We start from the raw sequence: 24,640 nt of genomic DNA on the forward strand, positions 1-24,640 counted from the left end.
CATGGTCCACGATACGTTGCAGGTGCCCGCGGGTGGGCAAGTGACGCTCACTGGTTGGGTCAGCCGGCGCCGCGACTTAGGCAGCATTGTCTTTATCGATTTGCGCGACCGGACGGGGATTATCCAGCTCGTCTTCGACGCCGAAAAGGGGACGCCCAAAGCGGTTTTGGAGCGGGCTGGGCAGCTGCGCAGCGAGTATGTGATTGCGGTTAAGGGTACGGTCGTTCAGCGGGATGAAAAGGTAGTCAATCCCAAAATCGAGACCGGACACATTGAGCTCTCGGTCCAGGAGCTAGAGATTCTCAACGCCTCGAAGACACCGCCGTTTTACATTGAGGACGGGATTGAGGTGGATGAAGCCGTACGCCTGCGGTACCGTTACTTGGATTTGCGACGGCCGGAGATGCAGCAGATGCTGAAGCTGCGCCATCAAGTGGCGCGGGCGATGCGGAGATACCTGGATGAACACGGGTTTCTCGAAGTGGAAACGCCGATGTTGACCCGCAGCACGCCGGAGGGGGCGCGCGACTACTTGGTTCCGAGCCGTCTCCAGCCGGGGGAGTTCTACGCCTTGCCACAGTCGCCGCAGTTGTTCAAGCAACTCTTGATGGTCGCCGGTGTCGAGCGTTACTACCAGATGGCCCGGTGTTTTCGCGATGAAGACCTGCGGGCCGACAGACAGCCGGAGTTCACGCAGTTTGATATTGAGCAGTCGTTCATCCCGAAGGAAACGTTCCAGTCAATGATGGAAGAGATGATGGTCGAGGTCTTTCGCGACGTCCTCGGCGTAAACCTGGCGACTCCGTTTCTGCGCTTGAGCTACCAAGAGGCCATGGAGAGGTACGGATCGGATAAACCGGACATTCGCTTTGGTCTGGAATTGACGGATTTGGGCGATCTCGTAACGGAAACCGAGTTTCGCGTCTTTCGCGATGCCCTCGCTGCCGGCGGTGTCGTCAAGGCGGTGCGGGCACCCGGTTGCGCGACCTGGTCGCGCAAACAGCTGGACGAGTGGAACCAATTCGTGGCTTCCTACGGACTCCGGGGGCTCGCGACCATCGCCTTGACAGAAGGCGGTGTGAAGTCGTCCATCGCCAAGTTTTTCACAGAAGACGAGCTGCGCGCGTTGGCCTCACGGGCCGGGGCCGAGATGGGCGATTTGGTGTTCATTGCGGCCGGACCGCGCCAGGTGGTCCTGCCGGCGTTGGGGGCTGTGCGCAGCCGCCTGGGGGCCGACCTGAAGCTGGCCAAGGATGGTTTCCACTTCCTGTGGGTGGTCGATTTTCCGTTGCTCGAGTATGACGAAGAAGAGGGTCGGTACGTGGCCATGCACCACCCGTTCACCATGCCAAAGTGGGAAGACCTGCCGCTGCTTGCGGACAACCCGTTGGCGGTGCGTGCCGAGGCGTACGACCTGGTGCTCAACGGATTTGAGGTCGCCGGCGGGAGCATGCGCATCTATCGGCGCGAGATTCAGAACCAGATGTTCGAACGACTTGGCTTCTCGCCCGAGGAGGCGTATGAGAAGTTCGGCTTCCTATTGGACGCGTTTGAGTATGGCACACCGCCGCACGGGGGCATCGCGTTCGGGTTCGACCGACTGGTGATGATTATGGGGGGGCGGAAGTCCCTGCGTGATTGCATCGCGTTCCCCAAGACCTCCAGCGGCACCGATTTGTTGACTGGGGCTCCGGGGGATGTCAGTCCCGAGCAGCTGGCCGTGCTCGGGTTAGATTTGGCCGAGCGTGTGCGATCCGCCAAGTCGCTTGTATGAGGCTGCGTCATCGAGTCAGGCCATGTCATCGCGGATCAGCCAAAAAGTGTAATCGGCTGTCGACTTGCGCGCGGACGGCGATGGTGATACGATAACAGCACACAACCGATGACGCCCTGCGCTGTTGGTGTAAGCCTCCTCGTTTTGAGCCAACACCCATTTGAAAGGGAGTTCGGAGTCTCTTTCGTGAACACCTGCCTCGTCACAAGAGGACTTGTCTCACGTCAGAGCAGGACACCCACCTGCGAGAGCAGGTTCAAAACTACAGGTTTCACGGCAGGGGCGGGGCGCATCGCGCATAACTTGCCGAACGTCAAGCAACGGGGATGTCCCGTTGCTTTTTTAAATTTTGCGGATGCTCATGATTCCGGAAGCTCGCGATTGACGGGTGCTCGGCGAGGCTTGGCTGGAATCGAACGGGGTTCTACTGGAGATGCGACGGCCTCGGAGGGAACGGTTGCGCCGGAATGTTGATACTCCTTATAATGGAATAATGTTGAGCGGGTTGCTTGGAAATAGAAAATTTCGGCTCAGGCCGTACAGGCAGGTCGATAAAAGTGGATTTGTTTACATGGCAGGCACAGGAGCAGCAGGACGAAAACGCGCCGCTGGCTTATCGGATGCGTCCCAGGACGTTTGACGAGGTGGTGGGCCAGGAGCACCTGGTAGGGCCGGGCAGCATGCTGCGGCGGGTCATGCAAGCTGGCCGCATGGTTTCGGTCCTGCTGTTTGGCCCACCGGGAACGGGGAAAACCACCTTGGCACAGGTGATGGCGAACGAAACCAAGGCGCACTTCACCACCTTGAACGCCGTTTCAGCCGGTGTGGCCGATATTCGGCAGGTCGTGGAGACGGCCAAGGAAGAGCAGGCGCTCTACCAGCGGCGGACCCTTTTGTTCATCGACGAGATTCATCGCTTCAATAAGGCTCAGCAAGACGCTTTGTTGCCGCACGTGGAAGCCGGTCTGATTACACTGATTGGGGCCACTACGGAAAACCCGCACATCCATGTCAATCCTGCCTTGGTTTCAAGGTCGCACGTGTTTCGGCTGCGTCCGCTTCGCGAGGCGGACCTGCGGGTGCTGGTGCACCGTGCCCTCGCCGATAAAGAGCGCGGGCTGGGCCGCTACCAGGTCACCCTGAACGAGGACGCGGAGAGGCTCCTGATTCGCGGCGCGGGCGGAGATGCCCGGCGGGTACTGAACACGCTTGAGATGGCAACCATGGCCGCAGCGCTTGACGCCGACGGAAGCACGCGCATCACGCGCGACGTCATCCAGTCTGTGCTTCAGCAGCGGCCGGTGCTCTATGACCGAAACGGGGACGAGCACTACGATACAATTTCCGCCTTTATCAAGTCGGTGCGCGGATCGGATGCGAATGCGGCCCTACTCTGGCTGGCGAAAATGATTGAAGGCGGGGAGGACCCGCGCTTCATCGCCAGGCGTTTGATCATCCTGGCGTCCGAGGATATCGGAAACGCGGATGCGCAGGCACTGCCCTTGGCGGTGGCGGCTCTCCATGCCGTGGAAGCGATTGGCATGCCGGAAGGGCGTATCCCGTTAGCGCAGGTGACCACCTACTTGGCCACGGCGCCCAAATCCAACCATGCGTACAAAGGGATTAACCAGGCCCTGGCGGACGTTCGCGCCGGCATTTCGCTGACGGTGCCCGCGCATCTGCGCGGCACGGGATATAAAGGCGCGGAGCGCCTGGGGAGCGGCGTGGGTTATAAATACCCGCATGACTATCCAGGGGCCTATGTAGAACAGAACTACTGGCCGGAGGGGGTAACACCGCGCTGCTACTATGACGCGGATGCGGTTGCCCGGGTTTCCACCGTGTATCGACAGAGTGAGAGCGAATCCAAGGGGCTGAGGTGAAGATGAAGATTTCCACCAAAGGCCGCTACGGCCTGATGCTGATGGTTGATTTAGCGGCGAGTGAAGGCCACAATCCGGTCTCGGTCAAGTCGATTGCAGAACGTCAATCTCTTTCGGAACACTACTTGGAACAATTAATTGCACCCTTGCGCAACGCGGGTCTGGTGCGCAGTATTCGTGGTGCATACGGCGGATATGTGCTTGCCAAAGGGAAAGACGAAATTACCGTAAAAGACGTCATTCTCACCCTGGAGGGACCGCTGGATCTGGTCGATGATGACATTGATGACGGCTTTGCTGAACTCTGGGGTAAACTTCGTCAGGCTATCCTGTCCGTATTGGAGGGATTTACCCTGGAAGACCTGGTCAACATGAAGGATAAGCACGACGGAACCTTCATGTATTACATTTAAAGCGCGTGTCCAGAAAGAGGAGTTCTGACCCTTTCTGGACAGCCTCTTAAAGGAGCAGGAACGGTGATTTATCTAGATCATGCAGCGACGACCGCCCCGTATCCCGAGGTTGTCGAAGCCATGCAGGCTTGCCTGTCCGGTCCGCCGGGCAACCCGTCCAGCCTGCATCAGTATGGGCGACGGATGCGCGCGGCCATCGACGAGGCGCGGCTTGACCTGGCGCGTCTCATCGGGTGTAAGGCTCGAGACTTGGTCTTCACGGGGGGGGGCACGGAGGCGGTGCAGGCCGCGCTGGTCGGCGCGTTTCTTGCTGCGGGCGGAAAAGGTCATGTGGTCGTATCCGCAGTCGAACATCATGCTGTCCTTCACACCTGCGACTTGCTTGAGGCGCTTGGAGCTCGCGTTACGCAGGTGGACGTGGACGAGGCAGGACGAGTGGATGTGTCCCGACTGCTTTGTGCCATTGAGGCGGACACATGCGTGGTTTCTCTGATGGCGGTCAACAACGAGCTTGGCACCATCCAGCCGGTGCGTGAAGTCACAGCGGCAATCAAGGCTAAACATCCAGAGGTTGTGGTTCACTCCGATATGATTCAGGCTCTAGGTATCATCGACCTAGGTCCCGACGTGATGGGGGTGGACTTAGCCAGTTTCTCGGCCCATAAGGTTCACGGTCCTCAGGGTGTTGGCCTTTTGTACATCCGGCAGGGAACACGCTGGACCCCTGTCCTGCGGGGAGGAGCGCAGGAGAGAAACCGGCGTGCCGGAACCGAGAACGTCCCAGCCATCGTCGGCTTTGGCGCCGCGGCTCGGCGGTTGTTGCAGACAGGGCCAGAGCGACGCGAACACATTCGGGCCGTACGGGACAGGTTTTGTCGTGGACTCGCGCAAATTCCTGGGGTATCGATGAACACGCCCACAGACGCGTCTCCTGCCATCGTCAATGTGAGCTTTGCGGGCGTTCGCAATGAGACACTGTTGATGCGGCTGGACTTGGAAGGGGTCGCTGCCTCCGCAGGCGCAGCCTGTTCGGCCGGCAGCCTGGAGCCGAGTCATGTTCTGTCTGCCTGCGGGCTGCCGGAAGACCGAGTTAGGTCGGCGGTGCGTTTCAGTTTTTCCGAAGACACACAGGAAACGGATATCGAACGTGCCCTGCAAATCCTCGCTTCCGTGTTGGCAGACCTGCGTCGAGACACCTGATGCAAACATTTGGCGCGCCGTGTTTTCCTTTGCAGGATATGGGGTTAGCGAGGACTGTACCAATTCCTATATTGCAACAGTTGGACAGATGGTTTACCATATCAATAGATTTTCGTGTACATATGTTTCTGTATACGAAATATTTATCTGTACAATATTTTCAGAAAAAGACACTCTTTTTCATGGACTTCTTCTTTGCATCATCCGTTTGCAAAGATGTGCAAGTGGATAGGATAATGTTAGGACTTTTGGCAAAGGGGTCAGGACGATGAGATGTCCACATTGTAATTGTCGCGACGTCGGGAAGATTGGGGCGAACCAGTACTATTGCTGGGGTTGCTTCATGGAGTTTAACGTGGCTGGCGAAGAGGTCAAGGTCTACGAAGTGGCAGAGGACGGCTCTTTGGTGGCGGTCGACCAATTGGAGGGCCCATCGGTGGGCTTAGGCTCGGAAGCCGTTTAAAGCGCGTTGGCTGTTCGATCATAATTCGATGTACCGAAAAAGGCGTGCAGGTCACCCTGCACGCCTTTTTCGGTACGCCCGGCATGGGGGCTCTATCCGTTCTTAACCACCAGCGGTTAGTGTGCGGTGGGTATCCCATACAGACCGAGCGCTGCTGCAGCGATGCCGCAGAAGGCCGAGGCCAAGATATAGACGGCTGCGGCTTCAAATCGGCGTTCGCGGAGCAGGATGACCGACTCGTACGAAAACGTCGAGAAGGTTGTATACGCCCCACACAGCCCGGTCCCCAATAACAGCATCGCAGCGGGACTGATGGACTCGGGCAGCAGCAGACCCAGATTGTGCGTCAACCATCCCAAGAGAAAGGAACCACTGACATTTATGATGAGAGTTGCCAACGGAAAAGAGACTATTATGCGTTCCCCAATCCAGCGCGACAACTGGTACCGGCACAAGGCGCCCAGGATACCGCCAACTCCGACCCACACCCACGCCATATTCACGCCTCCTCCCGAACGTCTTCCGGGATCGACAAACGCGACTTGCGATTCGCTATGTAGAAACCGGCCGCGGCGAGCAGCAGGCCGCCAAGAAATGAAGCGAGTACATACAATCCCGCCCACAGGTAGGCCCGTGCCACGATGAGCGTCCATACCTCGGTCGTAAATGTGGAGAACGTGGTAAACGCCCCTACCAGTCCGGTGCCAATTCCCAGTCGAAGGTGTGGGTGGATGGACACACGTTCCAGAGTAACGGTGTAGAACCAGGTCAAGAAGAAGCTGCCGGACCAATTGATGACTAGCGTCGCCACCGGGAAGCCGTGCACCGTACCCACCCATTCGCTGATGAGGTAGCGCAGACAAGCGCCGATACATCCTCCGAGAGCGACGGCCAAATACGGCATAACGAGCTTCCCCTTTCCATACGTTGGACGAGAATGTAGGTAGAGTATACGAAATTTTGAACACCGTGGACAAGCGCCACAAGGAACTCTCTGGGCATAACGGGGAGCGCAGAAAGCGGGTTCCGCAAACGCGTGTCTGGGCTACTTCCCGGCCAGGGAGAATGGAAGGGGGCCAAGCCTGCATATACTGCAACGAGAATGGTTTCGCTGTGTAGGGGCAGGGGGGATGGAACTTGCGTGTCACCGATGGCTACCTGCGCTTTGTGGTCGCCGTTTTCGTCACCCTGCTCTGCTTGTATCTGATTGGTCAACTACGGGCGTTTTTTGGGGACATTTGGGCGGTCATCAAGGTCGTATTGATTCCGTTCCTCGCCGCCCTCATCATTTCCTACGTCCTGCAGCCCATTGTCGAGTTGTTGGTGCGCCGCCGGGTACCAAGGACGGCGGCGATTGCCCTGATTTACATCGCCTTTATCCTCTTGGTGGCCGTGCTCGTAGTCAATTGCATTCCGCTCGTATCCCAGCAAATCAATCAGCTGATGGTGCATTTGCCTGGACTCGTCAAGCGTGTCGACACGTGGCTGGACAATTTATCGGTCCACACGCGGTATTTGCCAGACACTTTGCGAAAAACGGTGGAGTCGGCCACGGCCCACTTGGAACAGCGCGTCAACGCCTGGTTAACCCGTCTGATCTCCGGTCTGAGCGGAACCGTGAACGCCATTTTCGTAGCGTTTACCATCCCGTTTCTGGTGTTTTACATGCTCAAGGACGCGCGCGCCATCGGCCGTGCCATGGTGCGCCTGTTTCCTGCCCAACACCGCGACGAAGTACGTCACATCCTCACCGGAATTGACGACACCCTGGGCCGCTACGTCCGGGGACAGCTCCTGGTCATGGTCGTGGTGGGGATCTTGACCTATGCCGGACTCCTGATTGTCCATATGCCGTATGCGCTCCTTTTGGCTCTGCTCATGGCGTTGATGGATTTAGTTCCGTACATCGGGCCGTTTCTAGGCGCGACGCCAGCTGTCCTGTTGGCGTTTGCCATCAGTCCGCAAATGGCTCTGAAGGTCATCTTGGTCAACGCGGCTGTCCAGCAGCTGGAGGGGAATCTGATCTCCCCACAAATTATGGGCCGGACCTTGGATCTACACCCGATGTTGATTGTGGCGGCGATTTTGATTGGCGGAGAGATTGGGGGGATGTTGGGGCTCATCGCAGCCGTGCCCCTGGTCGCCGTCATCAAAGTGGCCTGGCAGCACATCCGTGAATATCGCAATCACACACCGCCCTCCGGCTAAGGCCTAGACAGTTCAGAGATGGGCATGGCAAAATGGCCCCGAAAGCGATAAGCCGTACATAGGAGCGCCGCTCCAGGGAGGTGACTGTGTGCAGAGGATGGCCACCTTCGTCGCATTGGTGGACTGTGTTCTGTTCCTTGCGTTGGCGGTTTGTCGTGGTCTTTCTTTGCTGCCCTCATATCTTTTCTCCGGCTACGAGGTTTTGGCTGGCCTCGGCCTGCTCCTCGGAATTTACGGTTTCGTCGTCTTAATCCGATATAAAGAACGCTACCTACGCGATGCCACGCTGTGTGTGTTATTGGCGTTGGCTCCCGGCTGTCAAGCTCTAATTGCGCTGTTGAACTGGTTGGGCGGTCAACCTGTTTAACTGCCCAGGACAGTATTCATACGAAATACAAAATTCCCATGAAACAACCAAGGGTGCGTCCTTGGTTTTTTTATTCTTGGGAGAACTCATTAGGGAACGGGAATCTCGAACAGCGAATTGATTCAGACACAAAATGTTCACAGACCGGTGTTACATAACACATTTACATTATTGCTCGTGTTGTATTACAGTTAATTCACCAACACAAAAGGGAGGGACTTTGCATGGGACACTTTGAAACTGTGGAGGAGTTGCAGAGGTATTGGGAAACGGACAGTCGGTGGCAGGGCATCCAGCGGCCATACACTGCCGCGGATGTGATTCGCCTGCGTGGATCAATCCAGATTGAACACACCCTGGCTCGGCTTGGTGCGGAGCGTCTGTGGCATCTGTTGCATACGGAGGACTTCGTGCGCGCGCTAGGCGCGTTGACGGGGAACCAGGCGGTTCAGCAGGTGAAGGCGGGGCTAAAGGCCATCTACCTGAGCGGCTGGCAGGTGGCGGCGGATGCCAACCTGGCCGGACAGATGTACCCAGACCAGAGCCTGTATCCCGCAAACAGTGTCCCGCACGTGGTCAAACGCATCAACCAGGCGTTGTTGCGGGCGGATCAAATTCAGAAAGTGGAAGGAACGGGCGACACCCACTGGCTGGTACCGATTGTGGCGGATGCAGAGGCTGGATTCGGCGGACCGCTGAATGTGTTTGAATTGATGAAGCAGATGATTGAGGCGGGCGCGGCCGGCGTGCACTTCGAGGACCAGTTGTCGTCCGAGAAAAAGTGCGGGCACATGGGCGGCAAGGTCTTGATTCCAACCTCGCACGCGGTTCGCAACTTGACTGCGGCCCGCCTTGCGGCCGACGTCATGGGTGTGCCCACCGTGCTCGTGGCACGGACCGACGCAAACGGGGCTTTCCTCATCACGAGCGACATTGACGAACGAGATCGACCGTTCTTAACCGGGGAGCGGACACCCGAAGGATTTTATTGGATGCGGGGCGGTATCGAGGCGGCGATTGCGCGTGGGTTGGCTTATGCGCCATACGCGGACCTGATTTGGTGTGAGACATCCGAGCCGAATTTGGACGAAGCCCGCCGGTTTGCTGAAGGGATTCACGCGGAATTCCCGGGCAAGCTGCTTGCCTACAATTGTTCGCCTTCGTTTAACTGGAGAAAAAAACTTGATCCGAAGACCATTGCGGAATTCCAAGAGACTTTGGCGAAGATGGGCTATAAGTTTCAATTCGTCACACTGGCTGGATTTCACGCGCTCAATCACAGCATGTTCGAACTCGCTTATGAATACAACCGCCGCGGCATGGCGGCGTATTCCGAACTCCAGCAGGCCGAGTTCCAAAGTGAAGCGCGAGGCTATACGGCGACCCGTCATCAGCGTGAAGTCGGTACCGGCTATTTTGACGAAGTCGCGCAGGTGATTGCGGGCGGTCTATCGTCGACGACAGCGCTGACGGGGTCCACAGAGGAAGAGCAGTTCGCCAAGGCTTGATGTGAAGGGACGGGTGGACGTGCGGCACAATTTGGTTGCGGGGTAGTTTGACAACCGCTTTCCGGCACGTGTACAATAAGGCAAACTTTGCGTCAAGGCGAGACAGAAATAGGTAGTCTGAAAGGCCTTATATGCGAAAACGATGAAGGACCCAAGTACGTCAGGGACACACGGGTGGTTCAGAGAGGGCGTCCCAGGCTGCGAGACGCTCCCCCCGGCTGACGGAAGCCAGTCTGGAGTGACCTTTTTTACCGGGATCCGCCCGTTATTGCGGACACGAGTGACGTACAGCCATATCCGGGTTGTACGTAATCAGGGTGGTACCGCGAGTAGACTCCTCTCGTCCCTGTTGGGATGTGGGGAGTTTTTTGGTGAATGGTGAAATGGAGGAGACAGTCTCGATGAAACGCCTCAGTGGACAAGAAATCCGTAGACTCTACAAAGAATTTTTCGCAGAGCGCGGGCATCTGGTATTTCCCAGCGCCAGCTTGGTTCCACATCACGACCCGACGCTGTTATGGATTAATGCTGGTATGGCACCCTTGAAGCCGTACTTTGACGGTCGGGAGATTCCTGAGCGCCCGCGCATTGTCAGCTCGCAAAAATGCATCCGCACCAATGATATCGAGAATGTGGGGCACACTGCGCGCCACCAAACCTTCTTTGAGATGCTTGGCAATTTTTCGTTCGGGGACTATTTCAAGCGCGAAGCGATTACGTGGGCTTGGGAGTTCTTAACCCAGTATCTTGAACTTGATCCGGATCGCTTGTCGGTGACTGTGCACGTGACCGACGACGAAGCCTATCAAATCTGGCACGAGGTGGTCGGCCTGCCGGATGAGCGCATTGTCCGCGGCGAAGAGGACAACTTCTGGGAGATTGGTGAGGGTCCGTGCGGTCCCTGTGCGGAGATCTTCTACGACCGCGGGGTGGAGTTTGGCTGTGGTTCCCCCGATTGCGGCCCAGGCTGCGACTGCGACCGCTTCCTTGAGATCTGGAACCTGGTGTTTACTCAGTACAACAAAGACAAGTCCGGGGAATACTCACCTCTGCCAAAAAAGAACATCGACACCGGCATGGGCTTGGAACGCATCGCATCCGTTCTACAGGAAGTCAACAGTAACTTCGAGACGGATTTGTTCCTGCCCATCCTCGAGCGCATAGCTGAGATCGCCAAGCGACCGTTTGGCCAGGATCCGGCTGCGGATGTGCACTTCAAGATTATCGCCGATCACGTCCGCACCGTCGTGTTTGCGGTGGGCGATGGGGTCTTGCCGGGGAACGAAGGACGCCACTACATCATCCGCCGATTGCTGCGGCGGGCCGTACGCAGCGGGCGCAAGCTGGGGTTGGAGAAGCCGTTCCTGTATCAACTCGTGCCGGTGGTCTCGGCTATCATGGGCGACGATTACCCCGAGGTGCGCGAGAAACAGGAGCTCATAGGGCGCGTCGTGCGGACCGAAGAGGAGCGGTTTCAGGCGACCCTGGCCGAGGGTGAAGCCCTGCTCTTGGAACTGGTGGACCGGATTCGGCGTGCGGGCGGAGACCGCCTCTCGGGGGAAGAGGCGTTTCGGTTGTATGACACGTTTGGTTTTCCGGTCGATTTGACCGAGGAAATCACCCAAGAGCACGGCATCGCGGTCGACCGGGAAGGGTTCCAGGCGGAACTGGAGGCGCAGCGGGAGCGGGCCCGCGCCGCCCGTCAGTCGGTCGAGGGCATGAACGCAACCCGGGGTGCGCTCGAGTCCATTACCGCCGTCAGCCGCTTCATCGGCTACAATCAGCTCGAGTGTGAAGCGACCGTTCTCGCCATTGTGGAAAACGGGCAGTCGGTGGAGACCGCCGAGGACGGCGCCGAAGTCCAGGTAATTCTTGATCAAACGCCGTTTTACGCCGAGAGTGGCGGACAGATTGCCGATGCCGGTACCATAACGGCGGAACACGTGCAGATGACCGTGTTGGATGTGCAAAAAGCCCCGCATGGCCAGAACGTGCACACCGTACGCGTCGATTCGGGTATTCTGCACACGGGCGACCGCGTTCACGCCGCAGTCGACAAGGCGGCGCGCCGGGACATCGCCAAGAACCACACGGCGACCCACCTGTTGCACAAGGCGTTGCGCGAGGTGTTGGGAACGCACGTGGCTCAGGCGGGATCGCTCGTGGAACCGGACCGGTTGCGGTTTGACTTCTCCCACTTTGGCGCTCTCAGCGCCCAGGAGCTGGAGCGCGTGGAGGAACTGGTCAACGACGCGATTTGGCGCGATGACGTGGTCGAGATCTTTGAGACGGATTTGGACGCGGCCAAAGCGATGGGGGCGATGGCCCTGTTCGGTGAGAAGTACGGCAAGCGGGTGCGCGTGGTCAAGGCGGGGGATTGGAGCATCGAACTGTGCGGCGGCTGCCACGTCGAACGGACGGGGCTGATTGGGCAGTTTCGGATTGTCTCCGAGTCGGGCATCGGTTCCGGGGTGCGCCGGATTGAGGCGGTCACCGGACGCGGTGCGTATCGCTTCGCACAAAGCCAGGAACGGTTGCTAAGCGAGGCGGCCCAGCGGTTGAAGACCACCACTGCGGACCTGGTTGGGCGTATTGACCGCGTGCTCGAGGACCTGCACGAGCGGGATCGCGAACTGACGTCCCTGCGCAGTCGTCTGAGCCAGGCACGGGCGGACGAACTAGCCAATCAGGTGATCGACGTGGCCGGCATCCCGGTGGTCGCGGCGGTGGTTCCGGACACCGACATGGAAGGACTGCGCCAGTTGGCCGACAGCTTGCGCGAACGCCTGGACAGCGTCGTGGTGGTGCTCGGCAGCCACCATGGCGGCAAGGTGCAGCTGGTGGCGGCCGTTTCCGCCGACTTGCAGACGCGCGGCCTGCACGCCGGCCAGATTATCCGCCAGGTCGCCCAAATCACTGGCGGCGGTGGCGGTGGGCGCGCGGACTTGGCGCAGGCCGGGGGACGAGACGCGGCGAAGCTCCCGGTGGCCATCGAGCGCGTCCCAGAGATCATCGCGGACGCCGTCAAGGTGAGCGGCTGAACAGTTCTCAACATCGCGGCGAATCGATGGGGGAAGGGTCCCCGTCTTGCACGAAAATACAGTACAATAAAAGTGTGTGTGTCCGGAAAGGGGAGTTCTGACGCCGTTCCGGACAACCCCTTACAGGGGAACGGTAGACGGGGGGTAGGAGAACACCATGGCATTCCGATCCGATGAAACAATGCGGTTCCAGTCTCGTCTCGAAAACACAGAGGCGCGCCGGGCGTTTCAATTGGCCTATCGCGCACTGTCCGAAAAAGGGTATAATCCCGTGTATCAGATTGCTGGCTATCTCATCTCTGGCGATCCAGCCTACATCACGAGTCATTTGGATGCGCGCAACACCATCCGTCGGATTGAGCGCGACGAATTGATTGAAGAGCTGGTTCGGTGCTACGCCGAACATGTGCAGGATGCGGGCCCTCGGCATTGACTACGGCCGCGCCCGCATCGGTGTCGCGGTGAGCGATCCGACCGGACTCTTGGCGCAGGGGCTGACTGTGTTGGAACGGAAAAGTGACGACGAGGCGGCCGAGGCGATTGCGCGCCTGGTGTTGGAGTACGGGGCAGAGATGGTCGTCGTCGGCCTGCCGCGTAAAACGGACGGCACCCTCGGCGAACGGGCGGAGGCGTGCCAGGCATTTGCCAAGCGCTTGGCAAACCGGCTTGACACCCCGGTGGAGCTGTACGATGAACGATTTACGACGGTTGCGGCAGAGCGGATGTTGATAGATGCCCATGTTCGCCGCGACAAGCGGCGGAAAGTGGTGGACAAGCTGGCCGCCGCTGTCATGCTGCAGGGATGGCTGGATCGCCATCGTGGACCCGCTGGGCCGCACGGACGGATGGCCGAGGATAGGAGCGAGTAACGGTTGTCAAGGTTTGGGATAGGCAAGTCACCTTCCCAGCAAGGTGCAGACGGATTGACCCGCTGGCGCCGCTTATGGTGGGCGGCACCTTTGCTTCTGGTGGTTTGCGCGGTTGTGGCGTTTGCGGCCTGGATTGGGGTCAACCTGCGACCGCCAAGCCAAGATAGGGGCCGGGTACAGGTGATCATTCGGCCTGGAGAGTCGGTGTTCTCCATCGCAGAGAAATTGCAAGCGGCCGGGCTCATTCGCAATGCCACCGTTTTTCGTTGGTATCTTCGCTACACAGAGCAAGGGGTCGACCTGAAGGCGGGGACATACCGTTTGCCCCTGGGAGAGTCGCTGCCAAGCCTCGTGCACGACCTGGTGCGCGGGAAAGACGCGGCGGTCGTTCGCGTTACCATCCCGGAGGGGTTTACCGTCACCCAAATCGCTGACCGACTGCAGGCGGCCGGGGTGGTCAAGCGGCAGGCGTTTTTGCATGAGGTGGAACACGGACAGTTCTCCGAGCCCTTTCTCAAAAGTTTGCCAAACAACAAGCAGGTTCGCTGGCGTTTGGAAGGCTACCTGTTTCCGGATACGTATGAGTTCGACAAGGGCGAATCGGCCCACGACGTCGTCGATGACATGTTGGCTGATTTCCAGCAACGGGTTGCTAGTCCATTAGGACCGGTCATCAAACAGCGGGGGTTGTCCCTGCCGGAGGTGATTACGGAAGCGTCGTTGATTGAAAAGGAGGCGAAGGTCAACCGCGAACGACCCATTATCGCGAGCGTGATCGACAACCGCCTCCACCACAAGCCGCCGATGAAGCTGCAAATTGATGCGACGATTGAGTACATCCTCGGTCATCGGAACGTGGTCACCGTCAAGGACACACGCGTCAAGAGCCCGTACAATACATACCTATACTACGGTCTGCCACCCGGGCCCATCGCGAACCCTGGGTCGGCGTCCATTCGCGCGGTGCTCTACCCGGCGAAGACCGATTACCTGTACTACGTGGCGAAAAACAATGGCTCCGGGGAGCACTACTTCGCGGTCACGTACGCGCAGCAGCTGCGCAATGAAGCGAAGAGTCAACACAACCTCAATATCCGCTCGTGAGCGGTTGTATGGTTCGTGCTCGGTAGCGGAACTGGAATAATACGGAATTTACTGCGGGCCTGCAGGGCACCCTGAGTGCAAGCGCGCATCCGAAAAGGGGTTCGGATAACCGCTTCAAGGAGGTTGAACTCAGGGCTGTCATGAGTCGCAGGCGGTGGTTATGGATAACGTCTCTGTGCTTTGTTGGGTTAGCCGCCCTGTTGGGGCGGCTGTTTGTCGTCTCCGTATGGCCTGCCGGCGGTCATCACCTAACCTTCGTACGTCCGGCTATCGCACTGGACGCGGAGCACTTTCACGTAATTCAGACGGATGACGGTCGGGGACGGATTTTGTTCCGAAATGGCCAGCCGTGGTCGGGTACCACGCGCAGGTCCCACCTTGAGGCTCCAGACGGATTGGGCATCGACTGGCCGATTCATCAAGAGCGGGCCGCAGAGCGTCCGGATGCGGTCGTTGGCCTTGTCGGTCTTCCCGACCGTTGGCCCGATGTGCAACGGTCGGTACCCGTGCAAGGTCGATCCGGTCTCGAGTATCGGTTTGACCGCTTTTTATCCACCGGCAAGCCTGGCTTTCTCGCCTGGCTCGTGGATGCTCGAGGGAGAGCCCAAAGGGGGTGGTATAAACGCCCCGGAAACAGTGGATTGAACCTGCGCACGACGGTCGATGCGGCCTGGCAGACGACCGCAGACGCGATTCTCGACCAAATGGGCAGCCCGCGCGCGGCCCTGGTTGTGGTTGATGTGCAAACCCGCGACATTTTGGCCATGGCGAGTCGAGACGTGCATCATCCGTGGTTGAACCACGCTGTACGACCGGAAACGCCCGGGTCGATCTTTAAACTCATCACCGCGGCGGCCGCTCTCGAATCGTTTCGGTTTCAAGCCAATTCACGCTTCTTCTGTGCGGGGGTGGTGCCGTTGGCGGGGGTGAAGATGCACTGCTGGCGCCGACACGGACCGGAAACCTTCACCGAAGCCCTGGCGGAATCATGCGACGTAGCGTTTGCGCTCATCGGGGCGGCCGTTGGGCGAACCGGGGTTCAACGGATGGCTGAACAGCTCGGCATCCGGCAGACTGGCCTGCAGACGTTTCGCGGTAGGCCGGTCCTCCCTGAGGCCATACGTGGCCAGGTGTTCGTCCGCTCCGGTGACGACGCGGGGCTTTTGGCCAACACGGCCATTGGCCAAGAGGACGTACGCATGTCGCCACTCCAGGCGGCCAATCTGGCGGCTACCATCGGAGCAGGCGGGGTATACCGCGACGCGCGCTTGGCGACAGATCTGGAAACCCCTGACGGGGTCCGCACCGAGTTTTCCATGCACCCGGCGGTGCGTTCGATGTCGCCGGGGACGGCGTATATCTTACGGCAGGCGATGCGACAAGCTGTGGAAAATCCAGCAGGAACGGCCCACGTGCTCCACGACGCGGAAGAGCCATTGGCGGTTAAGACCGGTACGGCCGAGTTGCCGCATGCTGGGCGTGTTAATGCGTGGGTGGTCGGGCTCTTGCCTGCCGACCGGCCGCGTGTCGCGTTTGCTGTGGCCGTGCTGAACGCACCGGAGACTGCCGCGCACCGGCAGGTGTTCACAGCGGTCAGGAAGCTGGCGCACTGGTACAGGCAGTTTCACGGGGTCTGCGGCATACGTTAGGAATAGTGCGCATCGTGCTTTTAGCGGTGATCCGGAAAGGGGTCAGAACTCCCCTGCGCATTGCTTCGTCAGCGCCCAAAATGCTCCTTCACGTACCGAAAGACGTACGCACGGGCTGTCGCCGGCCTATACGGTCCCCACTGGGGACCAGGCCCAGATCGCATTTTGGGCTAGCTTCCTTGCACTGCTTGGGTCTTACCTAACCCCTTTCCGGACACGCGCTTTTACGAACGGGGGTGCGGACGATGCCGGGATTGTTCACACTGCTGATGCTGGTGTTGAAGGATGTCTCCCTATTTGTCTCGTATGTCCGCAATAACACGTTTCCGCAGCCGCTGTCTGCCGAAGAAGAGCGAATGTACGCTGAGCGCATGCTCCGCGGAGACACTCACGCCCGAAACAAACTGATTGAGCACAACCTGCGCCTGGTCGCCCATCTGGTCAAGAAGTATGAAGGCACCGGAGAGGACCCGGAAGACTTGATTTCCATCGGCACTATCGGCCTCATTAAAGCCGTGGAAAGCTATCACCCCAAGTACGGCACAAAACTGGCCACGTTTGCGGCGCGCTGTATCGACAATGAGATCCTCATGTACCTTCGCAGTACGCGCAAGCACCGGCGGGACACGTCACTTGAGGAGCCGATTGGCCAGGATAAAGAAGGGAATGAGCTGACGCTGTCTGACCTCCTCGGCACACATCCAGACGAGGTGGTGCAGGCAGTCGACCTGTCGTGGGAGAAGCAAAAGATGTTCGAGCACCTACCCAATCTGCCAGATCGGGAACGGGAGGTGTTGTGCAAGCGGTTCGGACTCCCGGACGGAGAAGAGAAGACGCAGCGCGAGATAGCCCAGGAACTGGGCATTTCGCGGTCCTATGTATCGCGGATTGAACGCAAGGCCTTAAATCGGCTGTATGAACAAATGCGGGCGGGTCGAGTTCATTGACCTGCCTGCTCTTGGTCATCGCTGTTCGATGTGCTAGAGTGAAAGCGATATGTCGGATGGGGGATGAAATGCCAAAACTGTGGACCAACTTTATGCCGGATGAGTACGTCGAGAGCGTCTATGCCATCGATTTGGACAAGCTGTATCAGGACGGCCGGCGTTTATTGTTAACGGACTTGGATAACACGCTGGTGCCGTGGAACGATGAGGTCATCCCGGACGAATTGGTTGCGTGGTACGCGCGGGTCACGCGGTTAGGATTTGAGCTGTGCATTGTCTCGAACAATCGGGGTGTGCGTGTGGTGGAGTTTGCCGAGCGGTTGGGAGCTAGGGCGATTGCCGCGGCCCGCAAACCCAAGCCGGACGCGTTTCTGTCGGCGATGCAAGCGACTGGGGTCACGCCCCAGCAGACGGTGATGGTCGGCGACCAGCTGTTTACCGATATTCGCGGGGCCCGTCGACTCGGCATTTACACCATTTTAGTGTTGCCAATATCGGAGCGCGAGTGGTGGGGAACGCGCTTTACCCGCGTAGCTGAACGATTGGTTTTTCGGGGGTTGGAGCGCCGCGGTTTGGTCCGTCCGAATCGGGAGGGAAAGGCATAGATGAGGGAAACGTTGGTGTGCAGTGGGTGTGGGGTCGCGTTACAGACGGAACGCGAGGATGAACCAGGTTATGTGCCGGTGTCGGCGTTGACAAGGATCGATCCGGTCTGTCGGCGTTGTTACCGGATCACCCATTACGGGGAGTTTTCCCCGATTGTGGTGCCTGTCGAGGAATATGAGCGGCAAGTGGCTGAGGTCGGCAAACACCCGGATTTAGTGCTGTACGTCCTTGACGTGTTCGATCTCGAAGGCAGCTTGGTGCCGGGGCTTCGTTCGCTGATTGGCAAAAGCAAGACGTTGGTGGTCGTCAACAAGGTTGATTTGCTTCCGCGGGAAGTCCGGGTGGATGCCCTTACCGACTGGGTGTCGCACGTCGTACGTGGCACTGGGATTGAACCGGCTGGCGTTTGTTTCGTCAGCGCCCGCCACGGGCGCGGGCTAGAGCAGGTGGCTGCACAGATTGAGACCATGGCAGAGGCGCGTGCGTACGTGGTGGGTATGGCCAACGTCGGCAAGTCGACGTTGTTGAACCGGCTGCTGGCAGAGGGGAAATCGGGTGGCCTGAATTTCACCGTCTCGCGGGTGCCCGGAACCACCCTCGGGCTGGTGGGAACGGAGTATGAGACCCCAAATGGCCGGACCGTGCGGCTATTTGATACCCCTGGCCTCATCCGCGGACGGCGGGCGATTGACCTTTTGTGCGCCGATTGTTTAAAGGTAGCGGTGCCCGAGCAGCGGCTGCGCCCACGTATTTACCAGTTGAACCCGGGGCAGTCCCTCTGGATTGGGAACTTTGCCCGGTTTGACCTGGTCGAAGGGGAATACCAACCGATTGTCTGCTACGTCAGCAATCGATTGACCGTGCATCGGACAAAACTCGAACGTGCCGAGGCGTTTGGCAAAAATCACGCGGATGACATTCTGCGTGTCCCCTGCCCTGCATGCCGCGCGCGTCTGGGCGAGCTACGCCGTGTTGCGATTGAAGGGCCGGTACGGCAGATGCCGCAAGCGGGGGCTGCCCAGATTCACTTTGGGCGCAAGGGCGCAGATATCACACTTGCCGGGATTGGCTGGCTTTCCTTGTTTGGCCGCCGAATGCGCGGTAATCTATGGTTATCCAATCCGCTTACATACGCGGTGCGACCGCGGCTGTTGGGAGACCTCAGCCGCCGGTAACGGGGGTAACGGGACCCGGCATATTGCTCCAATCTTGCGAATACACCTACGATAGCCGCCCAGTCCAATGGGCCAGCCCGAGTGAGGTTAGTTCGCAGGAGGAGCGTGACCAGAGGTGGGGTGCCGGGAGGTTGTCGTTACCGTGATGCGAGAGAATCCGCTGCCTGTAGACCAGCTTCTCTATCAGATTCGCAAGTGTGTCCAAGTGGTTCGCCGAGAGCATCCAGAGCTAGCCGACAGTCGCCTGAACGACGTACGGCTCCGGGTCAGCGATGGGAGCCTCGAGGCGGTCTTGCGGTTTCAGGGCTGATAGAGTAGGACACCGCGATGGCAGGCACGACCGGCCGCGCGAGTCGTGGAGCATGTGTCCGGGAAGGGGAATTCTGACCCCTTTCCGGACTACCTCTGGCGGGTTGATGAGGGGGGAACGAGATGCAGAAGCTGTATGGCGTGCTTGGCTGGCCTGTGGCCCATTCGGCGTCGCCGGCGATGATGAACGCGGCGTTTGCGGCCTCCGGCGTGGACGGCGTCTATCTCGCGTTTGCGGTGCCTAAAACTCACCTGCAGTCCGCCTTGGATGGGCTGTGGGCGCTTGGCGCAGGTGGAGTCAATATTACGATTCCGCACAAATTGGGCGCCTACCAGTGGGCGGCAGAGCACACTGACGAGGCGAAACTGGCTGGGGCTGTCAATACCTTACGCTTTCCAGCCGAGGTTCCCGACTCAAGCGAGGCGATGGCCGCAGCAGGGACCATAGGGCATAACACCGACGTTTCGGGTTGGTGGACAAGCCTGCAAGCGGCCTTGCGAAAGCCGCCGCGGCGGGTTGTCATTCTCGGCGCCGGAGGGGCGGCCCGGGCTGCTTTGGCGGGCCTGGCTTTATATGCCAAGACGGCAGAGGTTCTGGTAGCTGCCCGCGACGAGCGGAAGGCTGCCGCGACCGTAGAATCGTTTCAAGAATACATATCCGTAAAGCCGATTGCGTGGGCAAAGCGGGAGGACGCCATTGCCGAGGCGGACGTCATTGTTAATGCGACCCCGATTGGCATGTGGCCAAACGATGAGGCGTCGCCGATTGACGATGAAGGGTGTTTGCAGCGCGGACAGGTCGTGCAGGATATGGTGTATCGTCCGCTGGCAACACGGCTCTTGCAACAGGCAGCCCGGCGTCAGGCGGTGCGGGTGGATGGCCTCGAGATGTTGGTGCATCAGGGTGCCGCCGCGTTTGAGTTTTGGACGGGCAAGACCGCTCCCGTGTCAGTAATGCGCAGCGCGGCGCGTGAGTTCCTGGGACTGTAAGCCGGAAAGAGGGGATCAACACGGACATCATTCTTTTCGGTGGGACGTTCGATCCGCCGCACATCGGGCACCTGGTGATGGCTGAGCTGGCGCTGGAGCAGACGGGCGCGGACGAAGTCTGGTTTGTGCCTGCGGCCGCCCCGCCCCACAAGCCCCAGCCGGAACGTGATTTCACTTGGCGAGTGGAGATGTTACGGGCGCTCATCGTGGGCAGGTCCCATTTTCAAATCTCGACGATTGAACAAGAATTGCCGCTGCCGTCCTACACGGTGGATACCGTGGCGGCCATTAAGCGGCGCTACCCAGGTGAACACTTTTGCTTCCTGATTGGCGCCGACAGCCTCGCTTCGTTGCCGACATGGCAGGGTGCCCCGCAGCTCGTGCGGCAGATCCCGTTTCTCGTGGCTCCGCGCAGCGGCTACGACATTTCGGAGGTCTATCGGCGCGTCGCGCAAAGCCTGCCCGGGCTTTTGCTGAAGACCCTGGACATGCCGATTATCGACGTCTCCTCAACCTGGCTGAGACAGCGCCTGTTGGCCGGAAAGTCAGCCTGCGGGCTGATGCCAGACCGGGTGCTGGAGATTTGGAACCAGGCACCCGATAGTGTCCACAAACCGGATCGGAAAAAAGCTGGGTCAGTGTCGGGAGGGGAGAAAAGGCATGAGTGAGGAGCAGATTGTCGACGCGGTGCGAGCGGGGCTGAGCCCGGAACGGTTCAAACACGTCCAAGGGGTGGTGGAAACCGCGACTCATCTGGCCGTAAGACACGGCGTGGACGTGGGTAAGGCCCGGCTGGCAGCTTGGCTCCATGATTACGCCCGTGAGTGGCCCGTCGAGCGGCTGTGGTCATACGCGCAAACGCTAGGCTTGCCAGCGGACATGATGGCGATCCCAGAGCTTCTGCATGGGCCGGTGGCTGCGCAGGAAGCGTACGTCCGCTTTCAAATACAGGATGAGGAGATCCGAAACGCCTTATTCTATCACACGACGGGGAGAGTGGGCATGTCGCAACTGGAGTGCATCCTTTGCCTCGCGGATGCGATAGAGCCTTCCCGCTCGTATCCACGTGTGGAACACCTGCGGGAGCTAGCGGAACGGAATCTGACGCAGGCGCTTGCGGAATCGTTCGACTCGACCATTCAGTACTTGCTACTTCGCCATGCGCCCATTTATCCTGGCACGGTCGCGGCACGCAACGAACTTTGGCACCGCGTGCAAGCGGCCGAGGCGGGGAACCTGGATTCACAGGGCAGCACCAATTTGTGAGGGAGGAACATGCATGCCAGCATCCATCTTGGAACTGGCGCGAGCTGCAGCCGATGCAGCCGCGGATAAAAAGGCGCAGGACATTGTGGCGCTGGACATCCATGAGTTGACGCCAATTGCGGATTGCTTTGTGATTTGTTCAGCCCGGTCAGGAACTCAGGTTGAGGCGGTCACGCGGGCGGTTCGCGACAAGCTGGCGGAGATGGGTGTGGATTGCAAAGGAACCGAGGGGTTGGAGGAGGCCCGTTGGGTGCTCATCGACTTCGGGGACTTGGTCGTGCATGTCTTTCGTCCGGAGGAGCGGGAGTTCTATCACTTGGAGCGGCTCTGGGGTGACGCCAAGGAGATTCCGCTGACATGAGCGCACCGTACACCCTGCTGGCGTCCGTCTACGACCGATTCATGGCGGACGCCCCGGATGACGCCTGGCTACAGTGGATAGCCGCCCACATCCCAGACTTAAGCCGCAGGTCGGCAGCCGATTTGGGGTGTGGCACGGGACGTTTCACCGTGCGCTTGGCCCCCTTGGTCCGGCGCCTAATTGGTGTCGACGCCTCCAATGACATGTTGGCACTGGCGCACAATCGCGCCCGACAAACGCGGGTTCAGGTGGAGTGGTTGTGCCAAGACCTTGTTCAGTTAAAACTTCCGTCTCCAGTCGACCTGATGGTGGCCACCTGCGACAGTCTGAACTACCTGGTTGACAAGGAGGATCTACGCCAGGCCTTTCAAGCGATGAGAAACAACCTGACGGAGGACGGGTGGCTGTGTTTTGACCTGATTGGCCCCAGCCGCTTAGCCGCGCTTCGAGAAGGTTTATCTTATGAACTGGCCGACGATGCGGCCGTATTGTTCGAAAGCGTGGTTCAGGAAGACGGCAGGATTGACTACGAAGTCCATGCTTTTATCCAGAAGGAGAATGGGGACTACCAACGGATTATCGAAGCGCACCAGCAACGCTATTATGCGTACGAGGAAATCCGAGACCTGCTGAGGAAAAGCGGTTTTTCACGCGTGGAAGTAACCGGTGATTTTGGCGCCTCTCCCTTGCCGCTGGCGGAACGGTGGCTGGTCGTGGCGAGATCGGACGCTTAAGCGTGTGGGTAAACATCAGTGAAAACGTCCGGGGGCTTTGGTGTTGCCGTCACCCATCGGTCGAGCTTCCCTATTCGTCGGTCTTTCCTGCCTGTTTGCGCTGCTCCTGGAAGGCCTGAAAGCCAGCCAAGCACTCAGGGTGTTCGTCGAAGAACAAAACCAGGGACTGGAGCGAGTCAAGCGTGCTGGGACTGACGTGGTGCTCAATGCCCTCCACATCTTTTTGAATGATGTCTTCCTCAATGCCGAGCATGCGGAGAAACTCCGCCAGTCGATGATGGCGCTGTTTCATCAGTTTACCGAGCTGTTGCCCGCGCGAGGTCAAAACGATGCCCCGGTATTTCTCATAGGTGACGTAATCGTTCTCATCCAACTTTTGCAACATCTTTGTCACAGAAGAAGGCTGCACATCGAGCGAGGATGCGATGTCGGAGACGCGCGCATACCCCTTTTCATTCATTAGTTCATAAATCTTCTCTAAATAATCCTCCATACTTGGAGTCAACAAGTTCATAACCCCCACTGGGCCCCATCCATCTGGCGGGCGTGTGCCTCTCTATCTTACACATACGAGTGCTTATCGGCAATGTATGCAGGTGAGTACGCAAAGTGTTGTCTTTCTTCAACGATAGCAAACAGGAGCCCAGGGTACTGCAAACGAATTTGAAGCGTGTGTCCTGTCAAACGCTTGAGCGAAAACCAAGGGGATGGAGGAGGCAAAAGATGCAAGCCGCAGGCCAGGCAAAACCGTGTCATCGATGGGAAGAAGGCCATTCGTCAAGGTCCGACGAGGTGGTGTTTCTGACCGAAGCCGAGTGGCCCGAAGACCCAGAACAAGCGCTCGACGTTTCATTCACCTTCGCGGAGGAAGCGAGGGAGCTCGATGACCAGGTAGTATCCCTGACGAGCGAGGATAGGGACGGAGAGGAGGGACAGAAGCGGTCGCTCCGGTTTGGGCAACGGTCGCATCGAAGTTGGATCAGAAGTAGGGTCACTCGTCTACTTCAGGTCTTTTCGGCAGCGCTTGTGTTGATTGCTGGGGGGTATATATTAGGCGGTCTTCATGCCCGGACCGTGCCAAACGCTTCCGTGTCCGTGACCGCGTCAGCGCCCTCCGGGCAATCAACAGGAAAATCTGGCGTCTCTGCCAGCCGCTCATCGGAAGGGAATCAAATTATAATTGATATACATGGAGACGTAAAAAAACCGGGGCTTTACAAACTGGCCGCTGGCGCACGCATCGCGGACGCCGTCCGGGCGGCGGGAGGCTATCGCCACGCAGAGGATGCCGGGGTCGTCAACGCGGCGGAACTGCTCGACGACGGGCAAGAGGTTGTGATTCCGAACGCAGCGGGACGGACGCAACAGACGCAGGACGGTGGGGCGAGCGCGGCCACGGTGAACCGGTCGACGCCGGGCGGCGGTTCGAACACTGCGGCGGCGTCGGGGGGATTGCAGGCGCTGGCGGGTACCAACGGTGCAGCGTCCACCGGAACGGCAGGCGGCGGTAATACAGACAAAGAGACTGGCGTATCCGGCAAGATCGATTTGAATACGGCCGACGCAGCAACCCTTGAGACACTGCCCGGGATTGGACCTGCGCGCGCGACAGCCATCATCCAGTATCGCGAACAACATGGACCGTTTGCCTCCGTACAAGATTTAGACAAGGTGACGGGGATTGGGGCAGCCACTTTGGCGCGGCTCTCTCCGTATCTCTATGTGTCGGACGCGGGGACAACGTCTGCACCGTAGCTCACCCTGAGTTCCGGA

Annotated in this window: 26 protein-coding genes, 1 other RNA gene and 1 other annotated feature; of the genes, 24 read left to right on the plus strand and 3 right to left on the minus strand. The window is 58.9% G+C overall.

Annotated elements, in window-relative coordinates; genetic code table 11:
- Position 1 precedes the first annotated feature (1 nt).
- The 6 genes from aspS (at position 2) to H522_RS16800 (ending at position 5,733) form a co-directional block, all read left to right on the plus strand.
- Positions 2–1,774 carry an aspartate--tRNA ligase gene (gene aspS / locus H522_RS0101095; protein WP_051343631.1) on the plus strand — a complete coding sequence of 591 codons (1,773 nt, stop codon included), beginning with the start codon at positions 2–4 and terminating at the stop codon, positions 1,772–1,774.
- A 110-nt stretch (positions 1,775–1,884) separates the two neighbouring features.
- A non-coding RNA gene (gene ssrS, locus H522_RS20835) (6S RNA) lies at positions 1,885–2,067 on the plus strand.
- 264 nt (positions 2,068–2,331) lie between these two features.
- A complete protein-coding gene (locus tag H522_RS16795; protein WP_081411750.1) occupies positions 2,332–3,657 on the plus strand; it encodes a replication-associated recombination protein A in 1,326 nt (441 codons plus the stop codon).
- Positions 3,658–3,659: 2 nt separating this feature from the next.
- Positions 3,660–4,070 carry an RrF2 family transcriptional regulator gene (locus H522_RS0101105; RefSeq protein WP_026960889.1) on the plus strand — a complete coding sequence of 137 codons (411 nt, stop codon included), beginning with the start codon at positions 3,660–3,662 and terminating at the stop codon, positions 4,068–4,070.
- Between the two features lie 63 nt (positions 4,071–4,133).
- Positions 4,134–5,270 (plus strand): cysteine desulfurase family protein, encoded by a 1,137-nt coding sequence (locus H522_RS0101110; RefSeq protein ID WP_026960890.1) that lies wholly within the window; start codon positions 4,134–4,136, stop codon positions 5,268–5,270.
- A gap of 268 nt (positions 5,271–5,538) precedes the next feature.
- Positions 5,539–5,733, plus strand: coding sequence for a hypothetical protein (locus H522_RS16800; RefSeq protein WP_035451973.1), 195 nt, complete (start codon positions 5,539–5,541; stop codon positions 5,731–5,733).
- Between the two features lie 116 nt (positions 5,734–5,849).
- Here H522_RS16800 and crcB read toward each other — a convergent pair whose 3' ends face one another.
- A complete protein-coding gene (gene crcB / locus H522_RS0101125) occupies positions 5,850–6,230 on the minus strand; it encodes a fluoride efflux transporter CrcB (protein WP_026960892.1) in 381 nt (126 codons plus the stop codon).
- Positions 6,231–6,232: 2 nt separating this feature from the next.
- Complete coding sequence (locus tag H522_RS0101130; protein ID WP_026960893.1) at positions 6,233–6,637, minus strand: fluoride efflux transporter FluC; 405 nt, start codon at positions 6,635–6,637, stop codon at positions 6,233–6,235.
- Positions 6,638–6,870: 233 nt separating this feature from the next.
- Between H522_RS0101130 and H522_RS0101135 the strand changes: the two genes are divergently transcribed.
- The 17 genes from H522_RS0101135 (at position 6,871) to H522_RS0101215 (ending at position 22,867) form a co-directional block, all read left to right on the plus strand.
- Complete coding sequence (locus H522_RS0101135; RefSeq protein WP_035451975.1) at positions 6,871–7,941, plus strand: AI-2E family transporter; 1,071 nt, start codon at positions 6,871–6,873, stop codon at positions 7,939–7,941.
- 88 nt (positions 7,942–8,029) lie between these two features.
- Positions 8,030–8,308, plus strand: coding sequence for a hypothetical protein (locus H522_RS0101140; protein ID WP_026960895.1), 279 nt, complete (start codon positions 8,030–8,032; stop codon positions 8,306–8,308).
- Between the two features lie 224 nt (positions 8,309–8,532).
- The gene (gene aceA, locus H522_RS0101145; protein ID WP_026960896.1) at positions 8,533–9,816 is read left to right on the plus strand and encodes an isocitrate lyase; all 1,284 of its coding nucleotides are present in this window, start codon (positions 8,533–8,535) and stop codon (positions 9,814–9,816) included.
- A gap of 133 nt (positions 9,817–9,949) precedes the next feature.
- Positions 9,950–10,167, plus strand: a binding site (T-box leader).
- Between the two features lie 50 nt (positions 10,168–10,217).
- Entirely contained in the window at positions 10,218–12,857 is a 2,640-nt protein-coding gene (gene alaS, locus H522_RS0101150) for an alanine--tRNA ligase (protein ID WP_026960897.1), read from the plus strand.
- A 157-nt stretch (positions 12,858–13,014) separates the two neighbouring features.
- The gene (locus tag H522_RS0101155; RefSeq protein WP_026960898.1) at positions 13,015–13,290 is read left to right on the plus strand and encodes an IreB family regulatory phosphoprotein; all 276 of its coding nucleotides are present in this window, start codon (positions 13,015–13,017) and stop codon (positions 13,288–13,290) included.
- The gene (ruvX, locus tag H522_RS16805; protein ID WP_051343586.1) at positions 13,271–13,726 is read left to right on the plus strand and encodes a Holliday junction resolvase RuvX; all 456 of its coding nucleotides are present in this window, start codon (positions 13,271–13,273) and stop codon (positions 13,724–13,726) included. Before H522_RS0101155 ends, ruvX begins: the two co-directional genes overlap by 20 nt.
- A 3-nt stretch (positions 13,727–13,729) precedes the next feature.
- Positions 13,730–14,830 (plus strand): endolytic transglycosylase MltG, encoded by a 1,101-nt coding sequence (gene mltG / locus H522_RS0101165; protein WP_245577959.1) that lies wholly within the window; start codon positions 13,730–13,732, stop codon positions 14,828–14,830.
- A gap of 140 nt (positions 14,831–14,970) precedes the next feature.
- Entirely contained in the window at positions 14,971–16,479 is a 1,509-nt protein-coding gene (locus H522_RS0101170; protein WP_026960900.1) for a penicillin-binding transpeptidase domain-containing protein, read from the plus strand.
- A gap of 245 nt (positions 16,480–16,724) precedes the next feature.
- A complete protein-coding gene (gene sigK, locus H522_RS0101175; protein ID WP_026960901.1) occupies positions 16,725–17,426 on the plus strand; it encodes an RNA polymerase sporulation sigma factor SigK in 702 nt (233 codons plus the stop codon).
- 68 nt (positions 17,427–17,494) lie between these two features.
- Entirely contained in the window at positions 17,495–18,031 is a 537-nt protein-coding gene (locus tag H522_RS0101180) for a YqeG family HAD IIIA-type phosphatase (RefSeq protein ID WP_026960902.1), read from the plus strand.
- A complete protein-coding gene (locus H522_RS0101185) occupies positions 18,032–19,207 on the plus strand; it encodes a GTPase (protein WP_026960903.1) in 1,176 nt (391 codons plus the stop codon). It begins immediately after the preceding gene.
- A 142-nt stretch (positions 19,208–19,349) separates the two neighbouring features.
- A complete protein-coding gene (locus tag H522_RS0101190) occupies positions 19,350–19,517 on the plus strand; it encodes a hypothetical protein (protein ID WP_155836103.1) in 168 nt (55 codons plus the stop codon).
- A 122-nt stretch (positions 19,518–19,639) separates the two neighbouring features.
- Positions 19,640–20,506: a shikimate dehydrogenase gene (gene aroE / locus H522_RS0101195; protein ID WP_026960905.1), complete on the plus strand. Its 867-nt coding sequence runs from the start codon at positions 19,640–19,642 to the stop codon at positions 20,504–20,506.
- 29 nt (positions 20,507–20,535) lie between these two features.
- Entirely contained in the window at positions 20,536–21,174 is a 639-nt protein-coding gene (gene nadD / locus H522_RS16810) for a nicotinate (nicotinamide) nucleotide adenylyltransferase (protein WP_281173057.1), read from the plus strand.
- Positions 21,167–21,772: a bis(5'-nucleosyl)-tetraphosphatase (symmetrical) YqeK gene (gene yqeK, locus H522_RS16815; protein ID WP_051343591.1), complete on the plus strand. Its 606-nt coding sequence runs from the start codon at positions 21,167–21,169 to the stop codon at positions 21,770–21,772. Before nadD ends, yqeK begins: the two co-directional genes overlap by 8 nt.
- Before the next feature lie 13 nt (positions 21,773–21,785).
- Positions 21,786–22,133, plus strand: coding sequence for a ribosome silencing factor (rsfS, locus tag H522_RS0101210; RefSeq protein ID WP_026960906.1), 348 nt, complete (start codon positions 21,786–21,788; stop codon positions 22,131–22,133).
- On the plus strand, positions 22,130–22,867 hold the full coding sequence (locus H522_RS0101215; RefSeq protein ID WP_026960907.1) for a class I SAM-dependent DNA methyltransferase: 738 nt from the start codon (positions 22,130–22,132) through the stop codon (positions 22,865–22,867). Before rsfS ends, H522_RS0101215 begins: the two co-directional genes overlap by 4 nt.
- Before the next feature lie 70 nt (positions 22,868–22,937).
- Here H522_RS0101215 and mntR read toward each other — a convergent pair whose 3' ends face one another.
- A complete protein-coding gene (gene mntR, locus H522_RS0101220; RefSeq protein ID WP_035452113.1) occupies positions 22,938–23,360 on the minus strand; it encodes a transcriptional regulator MntR in 423 nt (140 codons plus the stop codon).
- A 230-nt stretch (positions 23,361–23,590) separates the two neighbouring features.
- Here mntR and H522_RS20210 point away from each other — a divergent pair, with 230 nt between their 5' ends.
- The gene (locus tag H522_RS20210; RefSeq protein WP_051343593.1) at positions 23,591–24,622 is read left to right on the plus strand and encodes a helix-hairpin-helix domain-containing protein; all 1,032 of its coding nucleotides are present in this window, start codon (positions 23,591–23,593) and stop codon (positions 24,620–24,622) included.
- Positions 24,623–24,640 lie beyond the last annotated feature (18 nt).

Origin of the sequence: Alicyclobacillus herbarius DSM 13609 (genome assembly GCF_000430585.1) — a bacterium.
Taxonomy (GTDB): Bacteria; Bacillota; Bacilli; order Alicyclobacillales; family Alicyclobacillaceae; genus Alicyclobacillus_G; species Alicyclobacillus_G herbarius.

Excerpts from the sequence above, each read along its gene's own strand:
- aspS (WP_051343631.1), top strand. The coding sequence starts at position 2 with ATGGTCCACGATACGTTGCAGGTGCCCGCGGGTGGGCAAGTGACGCTC.
- H522_RS0101105 (WP_026960889.1), top strand. The coding sequence starts at position 3,660 with ATGAAGATTTCCACCAAAGGCCGCTACGGCCTGATGCTGATGGTTGAT.
- H522_RS16800 (WP_035451973.1), top strand. The coding sequence starts at position 5,539 with ATGAGATGTCCACATTGTAATTGTCGCGACGTCGGGAAGATTGGGGCG.
- crcB (WP_026960892.1), bottom strand. The coding sequence starts at position 6,230 with ATGGCGTGGGTGTGGGTCGGAGTTGGCGGTATCCTGGGCGCCTTGTGC.
- H522_RS0101130 (WP_026960893.1), bottom strand. The coding sequence starts at position 6,637 with ATGCCGTATTTGGCCGTCGCTCTCGGAGGATGTATCGGCGCTTGTCTG.
- aceA (WP_026960896.1), top strand. The coding sequence starts at position 8,533 with ATGGGACACTTTGAAACTGTGGAGGAGTTGCAGAGGTATTGGGAAACG.
- alaS (WP_026960897.1), top strand. The coding sequence starts at position 10,218 with ATGAAACGCCTCAGTGGACAAGAAATCCGTAGACTCTACAAAGAATTT.
- H522_RS0101155 (WP_026960898.1), top strand. The coding sequence starts at position 13,015 with ATGGCATTCCGATCCGATGAAACAATGCGGTTCCAGTCTCGTCTCGAA.
- ruvX (WP_051343586.1), top strand. The coding sequence starts at position 13,271 with ATGCGGGCCCTCGGCATTGACTACGGCCGCGCCCGCATCGGTGTCGCG.
- H522_RS0101170 (WP_026960900.1), top strand. The coding sequence starts at position 14,971 with ATGAGTCGCAGGCGGTGGTTATGGATAACGTCTCTGTGCTTTGTTGGG.
- sigK (WP_026960901.1), top strand. The coding sequence starts at position 16,725 with ATGCCGGGATTGTTCACACTGCTGATGCTGGTGTTGAAGGATGTCTCC.
- H522_RS0101180 (WP_026960902.1), top strand. The coding sequence starts at position 17,495 with ATGCCAAAACTGTGGACCAACTTTATGCCGGATGAGTACGTCGAGAGC.
- H522_RS0101185 (WP_026960903.1), top strand. The coding sequence starts at position 18,032 with ATGAGGGAAACGTTGGTGTGCAGTGGGTGTGGGGTCGCGTTACAGACG.
- aroE (WP_026960905.1), top strand. The coding sequence starts at position 19,640 with ATGCAGAAGCTGTATGGCGTGCTTGGCTGGCCTGTGGCCCATTCGGCG.
- yqeK (WP_051343591.1), top strand. The coding sequence starts at position 21,167 with ATGAGTGAGGAGCAGATTGTCGACGCGGTGCGAGCGGGGCTGAGCCCG.
- rsfS (WP_026960906.1), top strand. The coding sequence starts at position 21,786 with ATGCCAGCATCCATCTTGGAACTGGCGCGAGCTGCAGCCGATGCAGCC.
- H522_RS0101215 (WP_026960907.1), top strand. The coding sequence starts at position 22,130 with ATGAGCGCACCGTACACCCTGCTGGCGTCCGTCTACGACCGATTCATG.
- mntR (WP_035452113.1), bottom strand. The coding sequence starts at position 23,360 with ATGGAGGATTATTTAGAGAAGATTTATGAACTAATGAATGAAAAGGGG.
- H522_RS20210 (WP_051343593.1), top strand. The coding sequence starts at position 23,591 with ATGCAAGCCGCAGGCCAGGCAAAACCGTGTCATCGATGGGAAGAAGGC.